This is a genomic window from Pseudomonas sp. KBN10P06128 (assembly GCF_037574945.1).
Classification (GTDB): domain Bacteria; phylum Pseudomonadota; class Gammaproteobacteria; order Pseudomonadales; family Pseudomonadaceae; genus Pseudomonas; species Pseudomonas aeruginosa.
On record NZ_JBBELR010000001.1, the window covers coordinates 2,428,917 to 2,447,325 of the forward strand.

The window sequence follows — 18,409 nt, forward strand, 5'->3', positions numbered from 1 at the left end:
ATGTCCGATTCTTCCCACGCCTTCAGCGCCACGGAACGCGCCGCCGTCTACCGGGCCATCGCCGAGCGCCGCGACATGCGCCACTTCAGCGGCGGCAGCGTGGCGCCGGAGCTGCTCGCGCGGCTGCTGGAGGCCGCGCACCAGGCGCCCAGCGTCGGCCTGATGCAACCCTGGCGCTTCATCCGTATCACCGAGCCGGCGTTGCGCCGGGCCATCCACGGGCTGGTCGAGGACGAACGCGGACGCACCGCCGAAGCCCTCGGCGAGCGCTCCGACGAGTTCATGCGGCTCAAGGTAGAGGGCGTGCTGGATTGCGCCGAACTGCTGGTCGCCGCTCTGATGGACGACCGCGAGCGCCATGTGTTCGGTCGCCGGACCCTGCCGCAGATGGACCTGGCGTCGCTCGCCTGCGCGATCCAGAACCTCTGGCTGGCCAGTCGCGCCGAGGGCCTGGGGATGGGCTGGGTATCGTTGTTCGATCCGGCCGCGCTGGGCGAGTTGCTCGGCCTGCCGCCCGGCAGCGAGGCGGTGGCGGTGCTCTGCCTGGGCCCGGTGGCGGAGTTCTACCCGGCGCCGATGCTGGCGCTGGAGGGTTGGAGCGAACCGCGTCCGCTGGCCGAGCTGGTCTACCAGAACCGTTGGGGCGAGCGAGCATGAGCGCACTGCTGGGTATCCTCGGCGTGGCGCTGGATGCGCGCTTCGGCGAGCCGCAGGGCTGGCACCCGCTGGTCGCCTTCGGCCGCCTGGCCGATCGCCTGGAGCGCCGTTTCAATCGCTCGCGCCTGGCCGGCGAGGGCGATCCCGGGGTCGGCTGGCGCAGCCACGGGGTGACCGCTTGGGTCCTCGCGGTACTGCCGCTGACCCTGCTGGCCTGGGCGCTCGCTGAACTTCCCTACCTCGGCTGGCTGGTCCAGGCCCTGGCGCTGTACGCCGCGCTCGGCCTGCGCAGCCTCGGCGAGCACGCCGAACCGGTGGCGCTGGCCTTGCGCGCCGGCGACCTGGACGAGGCGCGGCGACGTGTCGGCTACCTGGTCAGCCGCGATACCCGCGAGCTGGACCAGGCCGGGGTCGCCCGCGCGGCCACCGAATCGGTACTGGAGAACGGCAGCGACGCGGTCTACGCCGCGCTGTTCTGGTTCGCCGTGGCCGGCGCGCCGGGGGTGGTGCTGTATCGCCTGAGCAATACCCTGGACGCGATGTGGGGCTACCGCAACGCGCGCTTCGAGCGCTTCGGCTGGGCTGCGGCGAAGATCGATGACATCCTCAACTACCTGCCGGCGCGGCTGGTGGCGCTGACCTACGCGCTGCTCGGCGGCACCCGCCAGGCCCTGCGCTGCTGGCGCGAGCAGGCGCCGCAATGGGACAGCCCCAACGCCGGCCCGGTGATGGCCGCCGGCGCCGGTGCGCTGGGCGTGTCCCTGGGCGGCGCGGCGATCTACCACGGCGAGCTGCACCAGCGGCCGCTCCTCGGCAGCGGCCCGCAGCCGCAGGGCCGCGACATCTATCGGGCCCTGGCGCTGGTGCGCCAGGGCGTGCTGCTCTGGCTGCTGGTGCTGGCCGGACTCTGGGCCATGGGGTGGCTGCATGCTTGAGCACGGAGGGCGGTTGCGCGAGGCGGCGCGCCGCTACGACATTCCGCTGGCGGACTGGCTGGACCTGTCCACCGGCATCGCGCCCTGGCCGTTTCCGCTGCCGGCGATCCCCGAGCAGGCCTGGACCCGCCTGCCGGAGAGCGACGACGGCCTGGAAGCCGCCGCCTGCCTCTACTACGGCGCCGAACGGGTATTGCCGCTGGCTGGCAGCCAGGCGGCGATCCAGGCCCTGCCGAGGATGCGGCGGGGCGGGCGGGTCGGCGTCCTGTCGCCGTGCTATGCCGAGCACGCCCACGCCTGGCGCCAGGCCGGGCACCTGGTGCGGGAGATCGGCGAGGCCGAGGTCGAGCCCTATCTCGACAGCCTCGACGTGCTGCTGGTGGTCAACCCGAACAACCCCACCGGGCGGGTCTTCGAGCCCGCCGAGCTGCTGGCCTGGCATGCCCGCCTGCAACGTCGCGGCGGCTGGCTGCTGGTCGACGAGGCGTTCATGGACTGTACCCCGAAGTCGAGCCTGGCGGCCTGTAGCAACCGGCCCGGATTGATCGTGCTGCGCTCGTTCGGCAAGTTCTTCGGCCTGGCCGGTGCGCGGCTCGGCTTCGCCCTCGGCGAACGGCCGCTGTTGCAGGCGCTGGCCGAGCAGCTCGGTCCGTGGACGGTCAATGGCCCGGTGCGCCATGTGGCCCAGAGCGCCTTGCGCGACCGCCAGCAACAGCGCCAGCAGCGCGAGCGCCTGCTGGCCGCCAGCCAGCGCCTGGAGGAACTGCTGCGCCGCCACGGCTGGCCGCCGGCGGGCGGCAGCGCGCTGTTCCAGCGCCTGGTCGATCCACGCTGCGCGGCGTTGCACGACTACCTGGCACGGCGCGGCATCCTCACCCGCCAGTTCGAGCAGCCGGCCAGCCTGCGCCTCGGCCTGCCCGCCGACGAGGCCGCCTGGGCCCGGCTCGATGCCGCGCTGCTCGGCTTCAAGGAGCCTGCTCATGCGTGATCGCGGGCGGACCCTGATGGTCCAGGGCACCACCTCGGACGCCGGCAAGAGCACCCTGGTGACCGCGCTGTGCCGCTGGCTGGCCCGGCGCGGCGTCGCGGTGGTGCCGTTCAAGCCGCAGAACATGGCGCTGAACAGCGCGGTCACCGCCGACGGCGGCGAGATCGGCCGCGCCCAGGCGGTCCAGGCCCAGGCCTGTCGGCTGGCGCCGCACACCGACATGAACCCGGTGCTGCTCAAGCCGAACACCGACATCGGCGCCCAGGTGATCATCCATGGCCGCGCGGTGACCAGCATGGACGCCGCCGCCTACCACGACTACAAGCGCGTGGCGATGGAAGCGGTGCTGGCTTCCCATGGGCGGCTCGCCGCCGCCTACCGGGTGGTGATGGTGGAGGGCGCCGGCTCGCCGGCGGAGATCAACCTGCGCGCCAACGACATCGCCAACATGGGCTTCGCCGAAGCGGTGGACTGTCCGGTGATCCTGGTCGCCGATATCGACCGCGGCGGGGTCTTCGCCCACCTGGTCGGCACCCTGGAACTGCTCTCCGACTCGGAGCGGGAGCGGGTCAAGGGCTTCGTCATCAATCGTTTCCGCGGCGACATCGCCCTGCTGCAACCCGGCCTCGACTGGCTGGAGGCGCGCACCGGCAAGCCGGTGCTCGGCGTGCTGCCCTATGTCAGCGACCTGCACCTGGAGGCGGAGGACGCCATCGACACGCGCCAGGCGGCCAAGGTCGGGCCGCGCCTGAAGGTGGTGGTGCCGGTGCTGCCGAGGATCAGCAACCACACCGATTTCGATCCGCTGCGCCTGCATCCCCAGGTCGAGTTGAGCTTCGTCGGCCCCGGCCAGGCGCTGCCGCCGGCGGACCTGATCGTCCTGCCCGGCTCGAAGAGCGTGCGCGCCGACCTCGCGGCGCTGCGCGAGCGCGGCTGGGACGAGGCGATCCTTCGCCACCTGCGCTACGGCGGCCGCCTGCTGGGGATCTGCGGCGGCCTGCAGATGCTCGGCGAGCGCCTGCACGATCCGCTCGGCCTGGAAGGCGCGGCCGGCAGCAGCGCTGGCCTCGGCCTGCTGGCGTTGGAAACGACCCTGGAGGCGGACAAGCAATTGCGCAACGTACAGGGCCGCCTGAGCCTGGAGGACGCGCCGCTGTCGGGCTACGAGATCCATGCAGGGGTCACTCGTGGCGAGGCCCTGGCGCGGCCGGCGGTGGTGCTCGACGATGGCCGCGCGGATGGTGCCCGCAGCGTCGACGGGAACGTCATGGGCACCTACCTGCATGGCCTGTTCGAATCCACCGCGGCCTGTTCGGCGTTGCTGCGCTGGGCCGGCCTGCGCGAGGTCCAGGCGGTGGACTACCAGGCCTTGCGCGAACGCGACATCGAGCGGCTCGCCGACCTGGTCGAGCGCCACCTGGATACCGGGCGATTGCTCGCCCTCTGCGGAGAACCCCATGCGTGACCTGATCCTTGGCGGCGCCCGTTCCGGCAAGAGCCGCCTGGCCGAGCGCCTGGCCGCCGAGAGCGGGCTGGCGGTGAGCTACATCGCCACCGCCCAGGCTGGCGACGGCGAAATGGGCTGGCGCATCGCCGAGCACCGCGCGCGCCGCCCGGCCCACTGGCGAACCCTGGAAGAGCCCCTGGCGCTGGCGGCGACGCTGCGCAGCGAGGCCGAGGCCGGACGCTGCCTGCTGGTCGACTGCCTGACCCTGTGGCTGACCAACCTGCTGCTCTGCGACGATCCCCAGCGTCTCGACGGCGAGCGCGAGGCGCTGCTGGAATGTCTCGGCGAGCTGCCGGGGCGGATCATCCTGGTCAGCAACGAAACCGGGCTCGGCGTGGTGCCGCTGGGCGAACTCAGCCGGCGCTACGTCGACGAGGCCGGCTGGCTGCACCAGGCCCTCGCCGAACGCTGCGAACGGGTGACCTTCACCGTCGCCGGCCTGCCCATGCCGTTGAAAGGAGAACCGCTATGAGTCTGCAATGGTGGCGCGACACCTGCCGCGAGGCGGACCCGCAGATGCGCCGGCGCGCGGCCGAACGCCAGGACCGGTTGACCAAGCCGCGCGGCTCGCTGGGCCGCCTGGAGCAGGTGGCGATCGACCTGGCGGCGTTGCAGGGGCGCGAACGACCGAGCCTGGAGAGGCTCTGGGTGACGGTCTTCGCCGGCGACCACGGGGTAGTCGCCGAGGGCGTCTCGGCCTATCCGCAGGCGGTCACCGGCGAGATGCTGCGCAACTTCGTCCGCGGCGGCGCGGCGATCAGCGTGCTGGCGCGCGAACTCGGCGCCGGCCTGGAGGTGGTCGACCTGGGCACCGCCGTCCCCCTGGAAGCCTTGCCCGGCGTGCGCCACCTGCGCCTGGCGGCGGGTACCGCGAACTTCGTCGAGGCCCCGGCGATGGGCGCCGAACAGTGCCTGCTGGCGCTCGAGGCCGGGCGCGAAAGCGTGCGCCGCGCCGAGCAGGCCGGCAGCCAGCTGTTCATCGGCGGCGAGATGGGCATCGGCAATACCACCGCGGCGGCGGCCATGGCCTGCGCGCTGCTGGATGCGCCGGTGAGCGCGCTGGTCGGGCCGGGAACCGGGCTGGACGCCAGCGGCGTGGCGCACAAGACCGCGGTGATCGAGCGCGCCCTGGCCCTGCACGGCGCCCATCGCGCCGACCCCTTCGAAACCCTCCGCCGTCTCGGTGGGCTGGAGATCGCCGCGCTGGCCGGCGCCTACCTGGCCTGCGCGCAGAAAGGCATGGTCGCCCTGGTCGACGGCTACATCTGCAGCGTCGCGGCGCTCTGCGCGGTGCGCCTGAACCCGGCCTGCCGCGACTGGCTGCTGTTCGCCCACAGTGGTGCCGAGCCGGGCCATCGGCATGTGCTCGAAGCCCTGGCGGCGCAACCGCTGCTCGACCTCGGCCTGCGCCTGGGCGAGGGCAGCGGCGCGGCGCTGGCGGTGCCGCTGCTGCGCCAGGCCTGCGCGCTGCACGCGGGGATGGCGACCTTCGCCGAAGCGGCGGTCTCGGACCGCCCGGCATGAGCCTGCGCCTGGACCTCCTGCGGCATGGCGAAACCGAGTCCGGCGGCGGTTTCCGCGGCAGCCTCGACGACGCCTTGACCGCGCGTGGCTGGGCGCAGATGCGCACGGCGGTGGAAGGCGGACGCTGGGACCTGCTGGTCAGCTCGCCATTGCAACGTTGCCGCGCCTTCGCCGAGGAACTGGCGCAGCGCCAGGGGATCGAGCTGGAACTGGAAAACGATCTGCGCGAACTGCATTTCGGCGCTTGGGAGGGGCGCTCGGCGGCCAGCCTGATGGACGGCCACAGCGAGGCGCTCGGCCGCTTCTGGGCCGATCCCTACGCCTTTACCCCGCCGGGCGGCGAGCCGCTGTCCGAGTTCGAGGCGCGGGTGCTGGCCGCCCAGCGACGCCTGCGCCAGCGTCATGCCGGCCGTCGTGTGCTGCTGGTGACCCATGGCGGCGTCATCCGTCTGTTGCTCGCTCGCGCCCGTGGCCTGCCGCGCGAGCACTTGCTGCAGGTGGACGTCGGTCATGGCGCACTGTTCGGCCTGCGCGCCGGAGAGGGCGACGATCGCTGGCACGAATGCCGGGAAGGGGAATAGTCATGCGCGAAGCCCTGCGCTCACTGCTGGTCGCCTTGCAGTTCCTCACCCGCCTGCCGGTGCGCCTGTCGGCGATGCCGACGCCGGAACAGTTCGGCCGCGCGGTGCTCTGCTATCCACTGGTCGGGGTGCTGATCGGCGTCGTGCTGTACGCCGCGGCGCGGTCGCTCGACGGTACGCCGCCGCTGTTGCAGGCAGCCTTGCTGCTGAGCCTGTGGGTGGCGCTGAGCGGCGCGCTGCACCTGGACGGCCTGGCCGACATGGCGGACGCCTGGGTCGGCGGGTTGGGCGACCGCGAGCGGACCCTGGCGATCATGAAGGACCCGCGCAGCGGCCCGGTGGCGGTGGTGGTCCTGGTACTGGTCCTGTTGTTGAAGTTCTCCGCCCTGGCGGCGCTGCTCGGCCAGGGCGAGGCCGGGTTGTTGCCGCTGGCTCCGTGGCTGGCGCGCAGCAGCCTGCCGCTGCTGTTCCTGACCACGCCCTACGCGCGCCCCGGCGGCCTCGGCCAGGCCATCGCCGAGCACCTGCCGGCGCGCAGCCTGCCGTGGGTGCTGGGGGTGAGTTTCGGCCTGGCCCTGGCGTTCGGCCTGGCCGGCCTGCTGGCGTTGCTGGTGACGCTGATGCTCTTCGCCTGGCTGCGCAGCCGTTTCCTCGCGCGCCTCGGCGGCACCACCGGGGACACCGCCGGCGCGCTGGTCGAACTTACCGAGTGTGCGGTGCTGGTGGCGCTGGCTCTGTAGCCGGACGCGGCTGGCGCAGGACCGCCATGGCGCTGAGGAAGAGCAGCGCGGCGGCGGCCAGCAGCACGGCGACGAAGGCCTGGTCGAAAGCCTGCCGGGCAAGCTCGACGAGCCGCGACGCGACCTCCGGCGCCAGGCCCTCGGCGACCAACAGGGCGTCGTCGAGGCTGTCGCGGACCCGCGCCGGCAGCTCGGCCGAGGGCAGCCTCAGCGACATCCCGTAGACTAAACTCATCAGGCTGCCGAGCAGGGTCACGCCGATCACCCCGCCCAGTTCGTAGGACACGTCTTCGATGGCGGCCGCCATTCCGGAACTCTGTTCGTCCACGTTGAGCATCACCGCGGTGGAGGCGGCGGTCATCGCGCCGCCGAAGCCGACGCCGAGCAGCACCAGGCTGGCCAGTTGCGCTCCGGTGGCGGACTGGTAGGACAGGGCCAGGCCGAGCAATCCGGCGCTGCCGAGCAGCAGGGAGGCGCACATCACCCGGTTCTCGCCCCAGCGCGGCACCAGCCAGCCGGCCAGCGGCCCGACCACCAGCGAGGCCAGCGGGATCGGCAGGACGAACAGGCCGGCCTTCAGCGGCGTCAGGCCCTGCACCAGTTGCAGGTGCTGGCTGAACACCAGTTCCATGCCGACCAGCGCCATGGTCGCCACCAGGGCCACCGCGACGCCGCGGGCGAAGCGCCGGTTGCGGAACAGCGCGAAGTCGATCATCGGTTCGCGGGCGCGGCGCTGGCGGCGGACGAACAGGTACAGGCAGAGCATGCCGCCGAGCGCGGCCAGGACGGCCAGCCCGAAGTCCGGGGCGCGCGCGCTGAGTTCCTTGATCGCATAGACCACCCCGACCAGGCCGAACATCACCTGCAGCGAGCCGAGGGCGTCCCATGGTCGCCGTGACTGGCCGCCGCAGGCGGGGATGGCCGGCAGCGCCAGCAACAGGGCGATGGCCACCACCGGGACGTTGATGAGGAACACCGAGCCCCACCAGAAGAACTCCAGCAGCACGCCGCCGACCACCGGCCCCAGCGCCGCGCCGGCAGAGGCGACGGAGGCCCAGATGCCGATGGCCAGGGCGCGTTCGCGTTCGTCCTGGAAGACATGGCGGACGATCGACAGGGTCGCCGGCATCATCAGCGCCGCGCCCACCGCCAACCCGGCGCGGGCGGCGATCAGCGCCGCGGCGCTGGGGGCGAAGGCGGCGCACAGCGAGGCCAGGCCGAACAGCGGCAGGCCGGCGAGGAACAGCCGCTTGTGGCCAAGGCGGTCGCTGAGCAAGCCGGCGCCGGGCAGCAGGCCGGCGACCACCAGCGGATAGGCGTTGACGATCCAGAGCTTCTCCGCGGCCGTCGCACCGAGGTCGTGGGTCAGGCGCGGCAGGGCCGTGTAGAGCACGGTCATGTCGATGATGATGAGGAACAGGGCGCTGGAGACGATGGCCAGGACCAGCCAGCGGTTCTGCCGGAACATGGGATAACCTCTGTGGCGAACGGTTCTTCGCTCGCCGTGGATAACGGGAATTGCGCGCCACGGGCGGACGCGTGAAAATATAAATACATACGTATGGATTTAAACTCAAGAGGTAGCCATGGGACGCCGACGAACGATCGACCGCGACCACTTGCTCGATGCCGCCGAGGCGGTGATCGCCCGCGAGGGCGCGGCCGGCCTGACCATCGATGCGGTGGCGAAGGAAATGGGCATCACCAAGGGCGGCGTGCAGTACTGCTTCGGTACCAAGGACGCGCTGATCGACGCGATCTTCGAGCGCTGGGGCAAGGCCTACGACAGCCTGTTCGAAGCGGTGGCGGGGAAGCAGCCGACGCCGCTGACGCGGGTTCGCGCGCATGCCGAGGCGACCCAGCGTTCGGACGAGTTGTCCAGCAGCAAGGCGGCGGCGCTGATGGCGGCGCTGATCCAGACGCCCGAGCACCTGGAGGGCAGCAACCAGTGGTATCGCAGCCGGTTGGAAGGCCTGGACCTGTCCGCACCCGAGGGGCGCCGTGCGCGCCTGGCGTTCCTGGCGGTGGAGGGCGCCTTCATGTTGCGCTACTTCCGCCTGATGGACATTGGCCAGGACGAGTGGGACTCGATGCTCGACGACGTCCGTGCGTTGTTGCTGACGGCGGCTGGCGCCAGCGGAGACTGAGGCTCCGCTGGCGCGCTGCGGGTGGTCGCCTCAGTCGAAGGCGAAGTGCTCGCTCTTCAGGTCCATGATCGAACCGGTCGGCTTCGCCATCGCCGCCGCGTGGCCCTTGGCGCGCGGAAGCAGGCGGGCGAAGTAGAACTCGCTGGTGGCGATCTTGGCCTTGTAGAAGTCCGCCGACTCGCTGCCGCCCTGGCGCAGTCGCCGGCGCGCAGCGGCTTCCTGGAGGGCCCAGGAATAGGCCAGCGTGGCGTAGCCGGAGAACATCAGATAGTCGTGGCTGGCGGTGCTCACCAGATCGCGTTGCTTGCGCGCGGTGAGGGCAATGCGCAGGGTCAGCAGGTTCCATTGGGCGCAGAGCTTGAGCAGCACCAGGGCGCGGCCGCGCATGCGCGGCTCGTTCTTCAGCAGGTCGACGGCGAACCGGGCCACGCCCCTGGTGAAGTCGCGCACGGCCTTGCCCTGGGTCATCAGCAGGACCTTGCGGCCGAGCAGGTCGAGGGCCTGGATGCCGGTGGTGCCTTCGTAGAGGGTGGCGATCCGCGCGTCGCGGACGATCTGCTCCATGCCGTGTTCGCGGATATAGCCGTGGCCGCCGAACACCTGCATGCCGAGGTTGGCGCTTTCCAGGCCGAGTTCGGTCAGGCAGCCCTTGAGGATCGGCGTGAGGAAGCCGAGCTTGTCGTCCCAGCGTTCGTACTCGGCGTCGTCGTTGCTGAGGATGCCCTGGATCATCCGGTCGGCGTACTGGGTGGCCAGGTAGACCAGCGCCCGGCCGCCTTCGGCGATGGCTTTCTGGGTCAGCAGCATGCGCCGCACGTCACCGTGGTGCATCAGGCTGTCGGCGACCTGGTCGGGTTCCTTGGTCCCGGAGAGCGCGCGCATGGAGCGGCGTTCGCGGGCGTAGGCGAGGGCGCCCTGGTAGGCCAGCTCGGCGGTGGCCACGCCCTGGATGGCGGTGCCGATGCGGGCGCTGTTCATGAAGGTGAACATGCATTCCAGGCCCTTGTTCGGCGGTCCGATGAGGAAGCCGGTGGCGCCGTCGAAGTTCATCACGCAGGTGGCCGAGGCCTTGATCCCCATCTTCTTCTCCAGCGCGCCGCAACTCACGCCGTTGCGCGGGCCGAGCGCGCCGCCTTCGCCGGGAAGGAACTTGGGCACGATGAACAGGGAGATGCCGCGGGTGCCCTTCGGTGCGTCCGGCAGGCGGGCGAGGACAATGTGGACGATGTTCTCGGTGAGGTCGTGTTCGCCGGAAGAGATGAAAATCTTCGTCCCGCTGATGGCGTAGCTACCGTCGGGGTTGGCCTCGGCGCGGGTCTTCACCTGGCCGAGATCGGTGCCGCACTGCGGCTCGGTGAGGCACATGGTGCCGCCCCAGCGGCCTTCGGTGAGCGGAGCCAGGTAGGTCTGCTTCTGTTCCTCGGTGCCGTGCTGCATCAGGGTGTTCATCGCGCCGAGGGAGAGGCCGGGATACATGGAGAACGGCCAGTTGGCGGTGCCCATCATCTCCTGCTTGAGCGCGCCGAGGCTCATCGGCAGGCCCTGGCCGCCGTACTCCACCGGGTGCGAGAGGCCCTGCCAGCCGCCGGCGACGTAGGCCTCGTAGGCTTCCTTGTAGCCCTTCGGCGTCCGTACTTCGCCGTTCTCCAGGTGGCAGCCTTCCTCGTCGCCGCTGTGGTAGAGCGGGGCGATCACTTCCTCGCAGAGCTTCGCGCATTCGCCGAGGATCGCATCGACCATGTCCGGCGTGGCTTCGGCGCCGTTGACCAGGTTGCGGTAATGCTCGGGGAAATCGAAGACTTCGTTGAGCAGGAAGCGCGTGTCGCGCAGCGGGGCTTTGTAAACGGGCATGGCTACCTCGGCGATGGATGGAGGGCGCCGGGTGCTCCCGGTCGCCGCTGACAGCGCGAGTTATAGGCCAGCGCCCGGCGTCCGGCCTTGGCAGGGGCAACAGGTGGCGTTGGCAGTTCGGACAATCCGCTTGACCGTCGAGAGGTACGGGTATATACACGCACCCATGCTACCGACCCAATGCCTCTGTACCAAACTGCGTCGCGCCGCCCGCAGCGTTTCCCGCTTCTACGACGAGGCGCTGGCCGATACCGGCCTCAAGGTGGCGCAGTTTTCCCTGCTGCGGCACCTGCAGCGCCTGGACCGGCCGAGCATTTCCGAACTCGCCGAAGCCATGGGACTCGACCGCAGCACCCTCGGTCGCAACCTGCGGGTGCTGGAAGGCGACGGCCTGCTGCGCCTGACCGGCGGCGAGGACCAGCGCAACCGCCTGGTCGAGCTGACGCCTGCCGGGCTGGATGCCCTGGAACGCGGAACGCCGGCCTGGGAAGACGCGCAGCGGCGTCTCGCCGGGCGCCTTGGCGAGGAGCGCAGCGGCGCCTTGGCGGCGTTGCTGGTGGAGCTGGAGCGACTGGACTGACAACCGACGAAGCCTCTCGCCGAGGCGCTTCGTTCACGACAAAGCGGGTATATACCCGTAGATGGAGCGACCCATGCCGCGTGCCGCCTTCTGGATCCTGCTGTCCGGAGCCCTGATCCTCGCCCTGTCCCTCGGCGTGCGACATGGCTTCGGCCTGTTCCTCGCGCCGATGAGCGCCGACTTCGGCTGGGGCCGCGAAGTCTTCGCCTTCGCCATCGCCTTGCAGAACCTGGTCTGGGGCCTGGCCCAGCCGTTCACCGGGGCGCTCGCCGACCGCTACGGCGCGGCGCGGGCGGTGCTGGTGGGGGGCCTGCTGTACGCCCTCGGCCTGGTCCTGATGGGACTCTCGCAGTCGGCCAGTGGGCTGTCGCTGAGCGCCGGCCTGCTGATCGGCCTGGGCCTTTCCGGCACCTCGTTCTCGGTGATCCTCGGCGCCGTCGGCCGCGCAGTGCCGGCGGAGCAGCGCAGCATGGCGATGGGTATCTCCAGCGCGGCCGGCTCCTTCGGCCAGTTCGCCATGCTGCCCGGTACCCTCGGCCTGATCGGCTGGCTGGGCTGGTCCTCGGCCCTGCTCGCCCTGGGCCTGCTGGTGGCGCTGATCGTGCCGCTGGCCGGGCTGATGAAGGATCGCCCGTTGCCGCCGCAGGGCCACGAACAGAGCCTCGGCGAAGCGCTGCGCGAGGCCTGCGCGCATTCCGGGTTCTGGCTGCTGGCGCTGGGCTTCTTCGTCTGCGGCTTCCAGGTGGTATTCATCGGCGTACACCTGCCGGCCTACCTGGTCGACCAGCACCTGCCGGCGCAGGTCGGCACCACGGTGCTGGCGCTGGTCGGGCTGTTCAACGTGTTCGGCACCTACATCGCCGGCTGGCTCGGCGGGCGCTGGTCGAAGCCGCGCCTGCTGACCGCGCTGTACCTGGTGCGCGGGGTAGTGATCGTGCTGTTCCTCTGGCTGCCGCTGAGCGTCTACAGCGCCTACGCCTTCGGCGTGGCCATGGGGCTGCTGTGGCTGTCCACGGTGCCCCTGACCAACGGCACCGTGGCGACCCTGTTCGGCGTGCGCAACCTGTCGATGCTCGGCGGCATCGTGTTCCTCTTCCACCAGTTGGGCGCCTTCCTCGGTGGCTGGCTGGGCGGGGTGGTCTACGACCGCACCGGCAGCTACGACCTGGTCTGGCAGTTGTCGATCCTGCTAAGCCTGCTCGCGGCGCTGCTCAACTGGCCGGTGCGCGAGCGTCCGGTGGCGCGCCTGCAGGTGGCCGGAGGCGCGGCGTGAAGCTGGCCTGGCTGCTCGCCGCCGGGGCGCTGCTGGGACTCGCCTGGTGGGGCTGGCAGCGTGGCGGACTGGCGCTGCTGGAACTGGGCATGGGCGCATGCTGATAGGTGGCGATAGGCGCGGGGAAGGGTAAGCTGGGACATTCGTCGCCAAGGAGCCATTCCATGAAACCTCGCGTGCTGTTGTCCGCCCTGGCGCTCGCCGGGCTGCCGCTGAGCGGCTGGGCCGCCGATTGCCCGGAACTGCTGCAGGGCCAGTTGACCAAGCTGCGTTCCAAGGAAAGCATCGATCTTTGCCAACGTTACGCCGGCAAGCCGCTGGTGGTGGTCAACACTGCCAGCCACTGTGGCTTCACCCCGCAGTTCAAGGGGCTCGAGGCGCTCTACCAGCGTTACAAGGGGCAGGGCCTGGAAGTGCTCGGGGTACCTTCCGACGACTTCAAGCAGGAAGCCGCGGATACCGCCGAGACCGCGAAGATCTGCTATGGCAACTACGGCGTGACCTTCGCCATGACCCAGCCGCAGCACGTGCGCGGCGACGAGGCGATCCCGCTGTTCCGCCAGTTGGCCGAGCAGAGCGGCCAGGCGCCGCGCTGGAATTTCTACAAGTACGTGGTGGATCGCCAGGGCAGGGTGGTCGCGCAGTTCTCCAGCAAGACCACCCCGGACGATCCGCAGCTCCAGGCCGCCATCGAGAAGGCCATCGCCAGCCAGCCCTGAGGGTCGGCCAGGCATGAAAAAGCCGGGCAATGCCCGGCTTCTTCGTTGGCGCGTGCGATCAGAAGCGATAGGTGACCTGGGCGGTCAGGCCATGCGCGCTGTTGTCGTACTTGGCGCTGTAGGCCGGCTGCAGGGCGCTGCCTTCCTGGTTGACGCCGGCGGTGGTTTCCCACAGGTAGGCGTAGGCCACGTCGACGGTCAGGTCCTGGTTCGGCGACCAGCCGGCACCGACGGTGAAGACCTTGCGGTCGCCCACCGGGATGCGCACGTTGCGGTCCTCGTTGGAGGTCGGCGACGGCTCGTAGGCAAAGCCGGTGCGCAGCACCCACTCCGGGGTGGCCTGGTAGGAGGTACCTACCGAGAAGGACCAGGTGTCGCGCCAGTTCAGGTCTTCGCCGATGGTGTTGAAGCCCAGGGCCTGGCCGAGCGCCGGTACGCCGCTGTTGCGCACTTCGATCTTCTCCAGGCGGCTCCAGCGGGTCCAGACGGCGCCCAGGTAGCCCGTCCACTTGTCGTCGAACTTGTGGGTGATGGAGGTATCCACCGATTCCGGCAGGGTGATGTCCAGCTTGGCGTCGTACTTGCCGTTCAGGCCCAGGGCACCCGGAGCGTTCTTCACTTCGGTGTTGCCGCCCAGGTGGTACTTGACCTTGGAGTGGTAGGTCAGGCCCCAGGTGGTGTCGTCGGTCAGGTCGACCATCACGCCGACGTTGTAGCCGATGGCAGTGTCGTCGCCCTTGATGTTGATCTTGGTATCGCCGTTGCTGCCGAGCAGGCCATTGGTGGCCAGGGTGTTCTTCAACTGGCCGTCGATGCGGTTGAAGGTCGGCCCGAAGCCGACGGAAACCTTGTCGTTGATCTTCCAGGCGATGGTCGGCTGCACGGTGATCACCTGCACCTTGCTATAGGAGCCGTGGGAGCTGCCCATGAAGCCGTTTTCGTAATCGTTGATGATGCCGTAGGGCACGTAGATGCCCAGGCCGAAAGTGAAATCTTCGTTGATCGGCGTGGAGAAGTAGCCGAACGGTACGGCGGCCAGCGGTACCGAGTCGCCCTTGTTGCTGCCCTGGGCGGTGCTGTGGGCCTGGCTGATGTCGTCCTTGGCCTTGACGATGGCCAGACCGCCGCTGACTTCGGTGCGTTTCAGCTTGGACAGGCCGGCCGGGTTGCCGTAGATGGTGCTGGCATCGAGCGCGGACGAGGCGCGGCCGGCGTAGGCGGTGCCGGCGCCGCTGGCGCTCTGTTCGTTGATGGCGATGCCGTTGGCGAGGGTGTAGGTGGAGACAGCGCTAATGGTCAGTGCGAGAGAGGTTTTAAACCATATTGTTTTCATTGTTGGAGCAACTCCTGTGTATAACGGCGCGCAAACTACCAAGATTCCCAGACCGGCGCCAGTGTTCCGAAGTTCCGCAGGGTGCGGAACAGAGCGGTTGGCTCCGGTGCCAGTGAAGCGAAGGTAGCGCAACCGTTCGTGTCTGTATGTAAAAAATTTTCTGACCGGTTGGTCTGTTTCGGACGCGGGATTTTTCCATTCGCCGTCAGGCGACCTGGCTGAGGCTGCCGATGCAACGTTGCCAGGCGTCGATGAACTCGTGCAGGCGACCGTGCGGCTGGAATACCTGGCGCCACACGCGAGCCTGGGCGAGGTGGTCGTGCTGGTCGGGCAGCGGCAGTCGCGCGGCTTCCACCAACGACCAGGCGATGGCCGTGCTGTAGCGCAGGTTCACCGTCAGTTCCAGGTGCGGCGCGGCGAGGAAGGCATGCTGGCTGGCCAGGCCGCGGACCCGGCTGGCGCGCTCCGGGTCCAGCGCCAGGTACTGGTCCCAGAGCTGCTGGTGGCGTTCGCTGGCGATCCGGTACAGGCCGTGGCCACGGCGGTCGTCGAGGGCGCTCCCCAGCGCCGACTGGCAGGCCGCCGCGCCCAGCAGCAGCGCTTCGGCGGCGGGGCTGTGGCAGGACAGGTAGTCCAGGGTCGGGCGTATCACGTGCTGGCAAAGATCGTTGGCGGAAATACCCATGACGGCCTCGCGCAAGGTGGATCGGCGGGGCCGGGCAGTTTGGCAGCTTCTATTCCGATGGCCCCGCCGATAGCGGACTTAGCCGCTTGATTTGAAGTGTAGTGAAACAAGTCAGCTGTAAAGGACTGTTTTTAAATTGTTTCCAGCTTTAGAGAACGGCTGATATGCCCGCTGGAAATTAAACCGGCGCGTCCTTGCTTCGCTTGTGCTGGGCGGCATTCTCAGCCCCTGCGCAGGCTGTAGAGGAAGTCGCGGATGATGGCTTTCACTTCATTGGCCGCTTGCCGCTTGTTGCGTGCATCGCGAAGACTCATCGCGGCCTGGGTAAGGAAGCCGTAGAGCTGGCCGACCAGGGTTTCCCGGCGGTAGTCCTTGAGTTCGCCACTGGCCGCCAGTTCGTCCACCAGACGCCCGACGTAGCGCAGCGTATGGCGCGAGTCGATGCGTTTCCATCGCTCCCAGCCGACGACCGTGATCACCTCCTGCAGCGACAGTTGCCGCTTGCCGCGCGCCATCACGCTGTCGATGAAGGCCTCGGCCAGCGCGGCGGCCTCCGCCCACTTGTCGACCTGCGCCGGCACCCTGTCCAGGTCCTCGGCGATCGTCCGTACCTGGCGTTCGTAGCATTCGGCGAGCAGTTCCTGCTTGCTGCCGAAGTGGTGGTAGAACGCGCCCTTGGTCACGCGCGCCTCGCGGGCGATGGCGTCGATGGAGACGCCGCCATAGCCATGTTCGATGAAGGCGGAGAGGGCGTTTTCCAGCAGCGCCTCGCGGGTCGCCTCGGCATTTTCCTGCTGCCTGCTCTTGACATTCATACTGTTGCCTTCTTACATACCGTCGGTATGTTCATGCTAGCACGCCTGGCGATCCGTCGAGCATTGCGTCCGTCCCGGCTGCTCGAGCCCGCACGGCAAAGGAGAGCGCGAATGAGTACCGCAGTGGAGATCGCCTGCCGTGACGGTGTGCGCCTGGCCGGCGACCACTTCCCGGCCGTCGGCGATGCGCAGGGGAGCATCGTGGTGGCCTGCGCGCTCGGCGTCAGGCGCGCCTTCTACCAGCGCTTCGCCGTCCTGGCCGCGGCTTCCGGCTACGAGGTGCTGTTGTTCAGCTACCGCGGCAGCGAAGGCGACGACCCGGCCGCGGCTAGCTATCGCCTGGCCGACTGGGGGCGCGAGGACATCGATGCGGCGCTGGCCTGGTGCCGAGCGCACGCGCCGGAGCTACCGCGCTATTTCGTCGGCCACAGCATCGGCGCGCAGTTGCTCGGTCTGGCTGGACAGGCCAGCGGATTGAGCGGCGCCGCGTTCGTCGCCGGTTCGTTTCCGTACTGGAGGCGCTGGCGAGGCAGGCAGCGCTGGCAGATGTTCGGCCTGTTCTGCGTGGTGGTGCCGCTACTGACCGGACTGCTCCGCCGCTTTCCCAGCCGTTTCTTCGGCCTCGGCAGCCTGGATATGCCGAGTCATTTCATGCGCGACTGGGCGCGCTGGGTGCGGCAGCCGGACTACCTCCTGGCACCGCGCTTCGGGTTGCGGCGGCAGGGTTACGAGGCGCTGGACATCCCCGTCGCCAGCTTCCTGTTCGAGGACGACGACTACGTGCCCTGGGCTGCGGCGGAAAAGCTTCACCAGGTCTATGCCGCGGCGCGCCTGGAGTTGCGTCGCAAGGAGCGGTCGGAGGGGGCGGTCGGGCATTTCGGGCTGTTCCGCAACGAGGCGTTGCAGAAGGAGTTGCTCGACTACTTCAGGAAGCTGCCCGACGCGGCGTAAGCCGCGTCCGAGCGTATGGCGTCAGTCGCCGGTGGCGACCGGGCGGTGCGGGTCGGTGATCCACTCGCTCCACGAGCCGGCGTAGAGGCGCGGAAGCGGGAAGCCGGCGAGGCTCAGGGCGAACAGGTTGTGGCAGGCGGTGACGCCGGAGCCGCAGTAGGCGACCAGCTCGTCCACCGGGCGACCGCGCAGCAGGGCGGAGAAACGCTGGTGCAATTGTTCCGGCGGAAGGAAGCGGCCGTCGCTGCCGAGGTTGTCGGTGAAGGCGGCGCACTGGGCGCCGGGAATGTGCCCGGCGACTGGATCTATGGGCTCGACTTCGCCACGGAAGCGCGGCTGCGCGCGAGCGTCGAGCAGTGCCAGGCCGGGTTGGCCCAGTTGGGCCTGGAGGGTGGCGGCGTCGATCAGCAGCGAGGCATCGGGCTGGCCCTGGAAATCGCCGGGTCGAAGACTGCTTTCGCCATTGGTCAGTGCCAGCCCCGCAGCCTTCCAGGCCGCCAGGCCGCCGTCGAGGAGGTAGACCCCGTCGCGCTTGCCCAGCCAATGCAACAGCCACCAGGCGCGGGCGGCGAACGCGCCGGGGCCGTCGTCGTAGAGCACTACCTGGCTGTCCTGGCGCAGGCCCCAGGCCCGTAGTTTGAGCAGCAGTTCGGCGGGATCCGGCAGCGGATGGCGGCCGGTCACGCCCTTGCGCACGGGAGCGGAAAGATCCCGTTCGAGATCGGCGAAATGCGCGCCGGGAATGTGGTTTTCCTGATAGACGCGGGCGCCGTAGGCCGGGTCTTCGAGGGCGAAACGGCAGTCGAGGACCAGCAGGTCGGGTTCGCTGAGGCGGGCGGCCAGTTGTTGCGCGGTCAGCAGTTGGGCAGACGACATCGCGGACTCCTTGGGTCGGGAAGCAAAGCCGGTGGCGGATGGGTGGATCATGCCCCTTGGACCGCGTCGCGTCATCCCGGCGTCGCGCGGCGCGGCGGAGAAATGGCGAAAGGAAAGGGCCGGCTCCAGGCGGGGAAGATTCTTACTCGGTCATCAGCCTCGCCCGGCAGCGAGGTATTTGTCCAGACATGCAGAATCGGCACGTTCCGAGGTATCCGCTCCTGTGTTCTATCCCTCGGAACGCTTG

19 protein-coding genes are annotated in these 18,409 nt (G+C 69.4%); 13 read left to right on the forward strand and 6 right to left on the reverse strand.

Going from position 1 to position 18,409, the window contains the following annotated elements:
* Genes bluB through VQ065_RS11610 form a run of 8 tightly spaced genes read left to right on the forward strand, consistent with a single transcriptional unit; the run spans position 1 to position 6,932 of the window.
* Positions 1-657, forward strand: coding sequence for a 5,6-dimethylbenzimidazole synthase (gene bluB / locus VQ065_RS11575; RefSeq protein WP_003086774.1), 657 nt, complete (start codon positions 1-3; stop codon positions 655-657).
* On the forward strand, positions 654-1,592 hold the full coding sequence (cbiB, locus tag VQ065_RS11580) for an adenosylcobinamide-phosphate synthase CbiB (RefSeq protein WP_003111871.1): 939 nt from the start codon (positions 654-656) through the stop codon (positions 1,590-1,592). Before bluB ends, cbiB begins: the two co-directional genes overlap by 4 nt.
* A complete protein-coding gene (gene cobD / locus VQ065_RS11585; protein ID WP_023098701.1) occupies positions 1,585-2,580 on the forward strand; it encodes a threonine-phosphate decarboxylase CobD in 996 nt (331 codons plus the stop codon). The genes cbiB and cobD overlap by 8 nt, the downstream gene beginning before the upstream one ends.
* Positions 2,573-4,045, forward strand: coding sequence for a cobyric acid synthase (locus VQ065_RS11590; RefSeq protein WP_003086780.1), 1,473 nt, complete (start codon positions 2,573-2,575; stop codon positions 4,043-4,045). Before cobD ends, VQ065_RS11590 begins: the two co-directional genes overlap by 8 nt.
* Positions 4,038-4,559: a bifunctional adenosylcobinamide kinase/adenosylcobinamide-phosphate guanylyltransferase gene (gene cobU, locus VQ065_RS11595; protein ID WP_003086782.1), complete on the forward strand. Its 522-nt coding sequence runs from the start codon at positions 4,038-4,040 to the stop codon at positions 4,557-4,559. Before VQ065_RS11590 ends, cobU begins: the two co-directional genes overlap by 8 nt.
* The gene (gene cobT, locus VQ065_RS11600; RefSeq protein ID WP_003082601.1) at positions 4,556-5,611 is read left to right on the forward strand and encodes a nicotinate-nucleotide--dimethylbenzimidazole phosphoribosyltransferase; all 1,056 of its coding nucleotides are present in this window, start codon (positions 4,556-4,558) and stop codon (positions 5,609-5,611) included. Before cobU ends, cobT begins: the two co-directional genes overlap by 4 nt.
* The gene (cobC, locus tag VQ065_RS11605) at positions 5,608-6,192 is read left to right on the forward strand and encodes an alpha-ribazole phosphatase family protein (RefSeq protein WP_003086784.1); all 585 of its coding nucleotides are present in this window, start codon (positions 5,608-5,610) and stop codon (positions 6,190-6,192) included. The genes cobT and cobC overlap by 4 nt, the downstream gene beginning before the upstream one ends.
* A 2-nt stretch (positions 6,193-6,194) precedes the next feature.
* Complete coding sequence (locus VQ065_RS11610) at positions 6,195-6,932, forward strand: adenosylcobinamide-GDP ribazoletransferase (protein ID WP_003086787.1); 738 nt, start codon at positions 6,195-6,197, stop codon at positions 6,930-6,932.
* On the opposite strand, the gene VQ065_RS11615 is transcribed toward VQ065_RS11610, so the two are convergent.
* The gene (locus VQ065_RS11615; protein WP_003086789.1) at positions 6,895-8,400 is read right to left on the reverse strand and encodes an MFS transporter; all 1,506 of its coding nucleotides are present in this window, start codon (positions 8,398-8,400) and stop codon (positions 6,895-6,897) included. The two genes, VQ065_RS11610 and VQ065_RS11615, sit on opposite strands and share 38 nt — an antisense overlap.
* 118 nt (positions 8,401-8,518) lie before the next feature.
* On the opposite strand from VQ065_RS11615, the gene VQ065_RS11620 reads away from it, so the two are divergent.
* Positions 8,519-9,079 (forward strand): TetR/AcrR family transcriptional regulator, encoded by a 561-nt coding sequence (locus tag VQ065_RS11620; RefSeq protein ID WP_003086791.1) that lies wholly within the window; start codon positions 8,519-8,521, stop codon positions 9,077-9,079.
* Between the two features lie 30 nt (positions 9,080-9,109).
* Here VQ065_RS11620 and VQ065_RS11625 read toward each other — a convergent pair whose 3' ends face one another.
* Positions 9,110-10,930, reverse strand: a complete 1,821-nt coding sequence (locus VQ065_RS11625) for an acyl-CoA dehydrogenase C-terminal domain-containing protein (protein ID WP_003086792.1) — start codon at positions 10,928-10,930, stop codon at positions 9,110-9,112.
* A gap of 130 nt (positions 10,931-11,060) precedes the next feature.
* Between VQ065_RS11625 and VQ065_RS11630 the strand changes: the two genes are divergently transcribed.
* The 3 genes from VQ065_RS11630 (at position 11,061) to VQ065_RS11640 (ending at position 13,502) form a co-directional block, all read left to right on the forward strand.
* Complete coding sequence (locus VQ065_RS11630; protein WP_003140393.1) at positions 11,061-11,510, forward strand: MarR family winged helix-turn-helix transcriptional regulator; 450 nt, start codon at positions 11,061-11,063, stop codon at positions 11,508-11,510.
* 73 nt (positions 11,511-11,583) lie between these two features.
* Positions 11,584-12,783, forward strand: a complete 1,200-nt coding sequence (locus VQ065_RS11635) for an MFS transporter (RefSeq protein WP_003086798.1) — start codon at positions 11,584-11,586, stop codon at positions 12,781-12,783.
* Between the two features lie 164 nt (positions 12,784-12,947).
* Positions 12,948-13,502 (forward strand): glutathione peroxidase, encoded by a 555-nt coding sequence (locus tag VQ065_RS11640; RefSeq protein ID WP_003086801.1) that lies wholly within the window; start codon positions 12,948-12,950, stop codon positions 13,500-13,502.
* Between the two features lie 58 nt (positions 13,503-13,560).
* Here VQ065_RS11640 and VQ065_RS11645 read toward each other — a convergent pair whose 3' ends face one another.
* The 3 genes from VQ065_RS11645 to VQ065_RS11655 all read right to left on the reverse strand — a co-directional run bounded on the left by VQ065_RS11645 (position 13,561) and on the right by VQ065_RS11655 (position 16,335).
* Positions 13,561-14,835, reverse strand: a complete 1,275-nt coding sequence (locus tag VQ065_RS11645) for an outer membrane protein transport protein (RefSeq protein WP_003082638.1) — start codon at positions 14,833-14,835, stop codon at positions 13,561-13,563.
* Positions 14,836-15,040: 205 nt separating this feature from the next.
* On the reverse strand, positions 15,041-15,520 hold the full coding sequence (locus VQ065_RS11650) for a hypothetical protein (protein ID WP_003082640.1): 480 nt from the start codon (positions 15,518-15,520) through the stop codon (positions 15,041-15,043).
* Between the two features lie 221 nt (positions 15,521-15,741).
* Entirely contained in the window at positions 15,742-16,335 is a 594-nt protein-coding gene (locus VQ065_RS11655; RefSeq protein WP_003086803.1) for a TetR family transcriptional regulator, read from the reverse strand.
* Positions 16,336-16,446: 111 nt separating this feature from the next.
* Between VQ065_RS11655 and VQ065_RS11660 the strand changes: the two genes are divergently transcribed.
* The gene (locus VQ065_RS11660) at positions 16,447-17,286 is read left to right on the forward strand and encodes an alpha/beta hydrolase family protein (RefSeq protein WP_003086805.1); all 840 of its coding nucleotides are present in this window, start codon (positions 16,447-16,449) and stop codon (positions 17,284-17,286) included.
* Positions 17,287-17,307: 21 nt separating this feature from the next.
* Here the strand turns inward: VQ065_RS11660 and VQ065_RS11665 are convergent, their stop codons facing one another.
* A complete protein-coding gene (locus VQ065_RS11665) occupies positions 17,308-18,162 on the reverse strand; it encodes a sulfurtransferase (RefSeq protein WP_003086808.1) in 855 nt (284 codons plus the stop codon).
* Between the last annotated feature and the right edge of the window lie 247 nt (positions 18,163-18,409).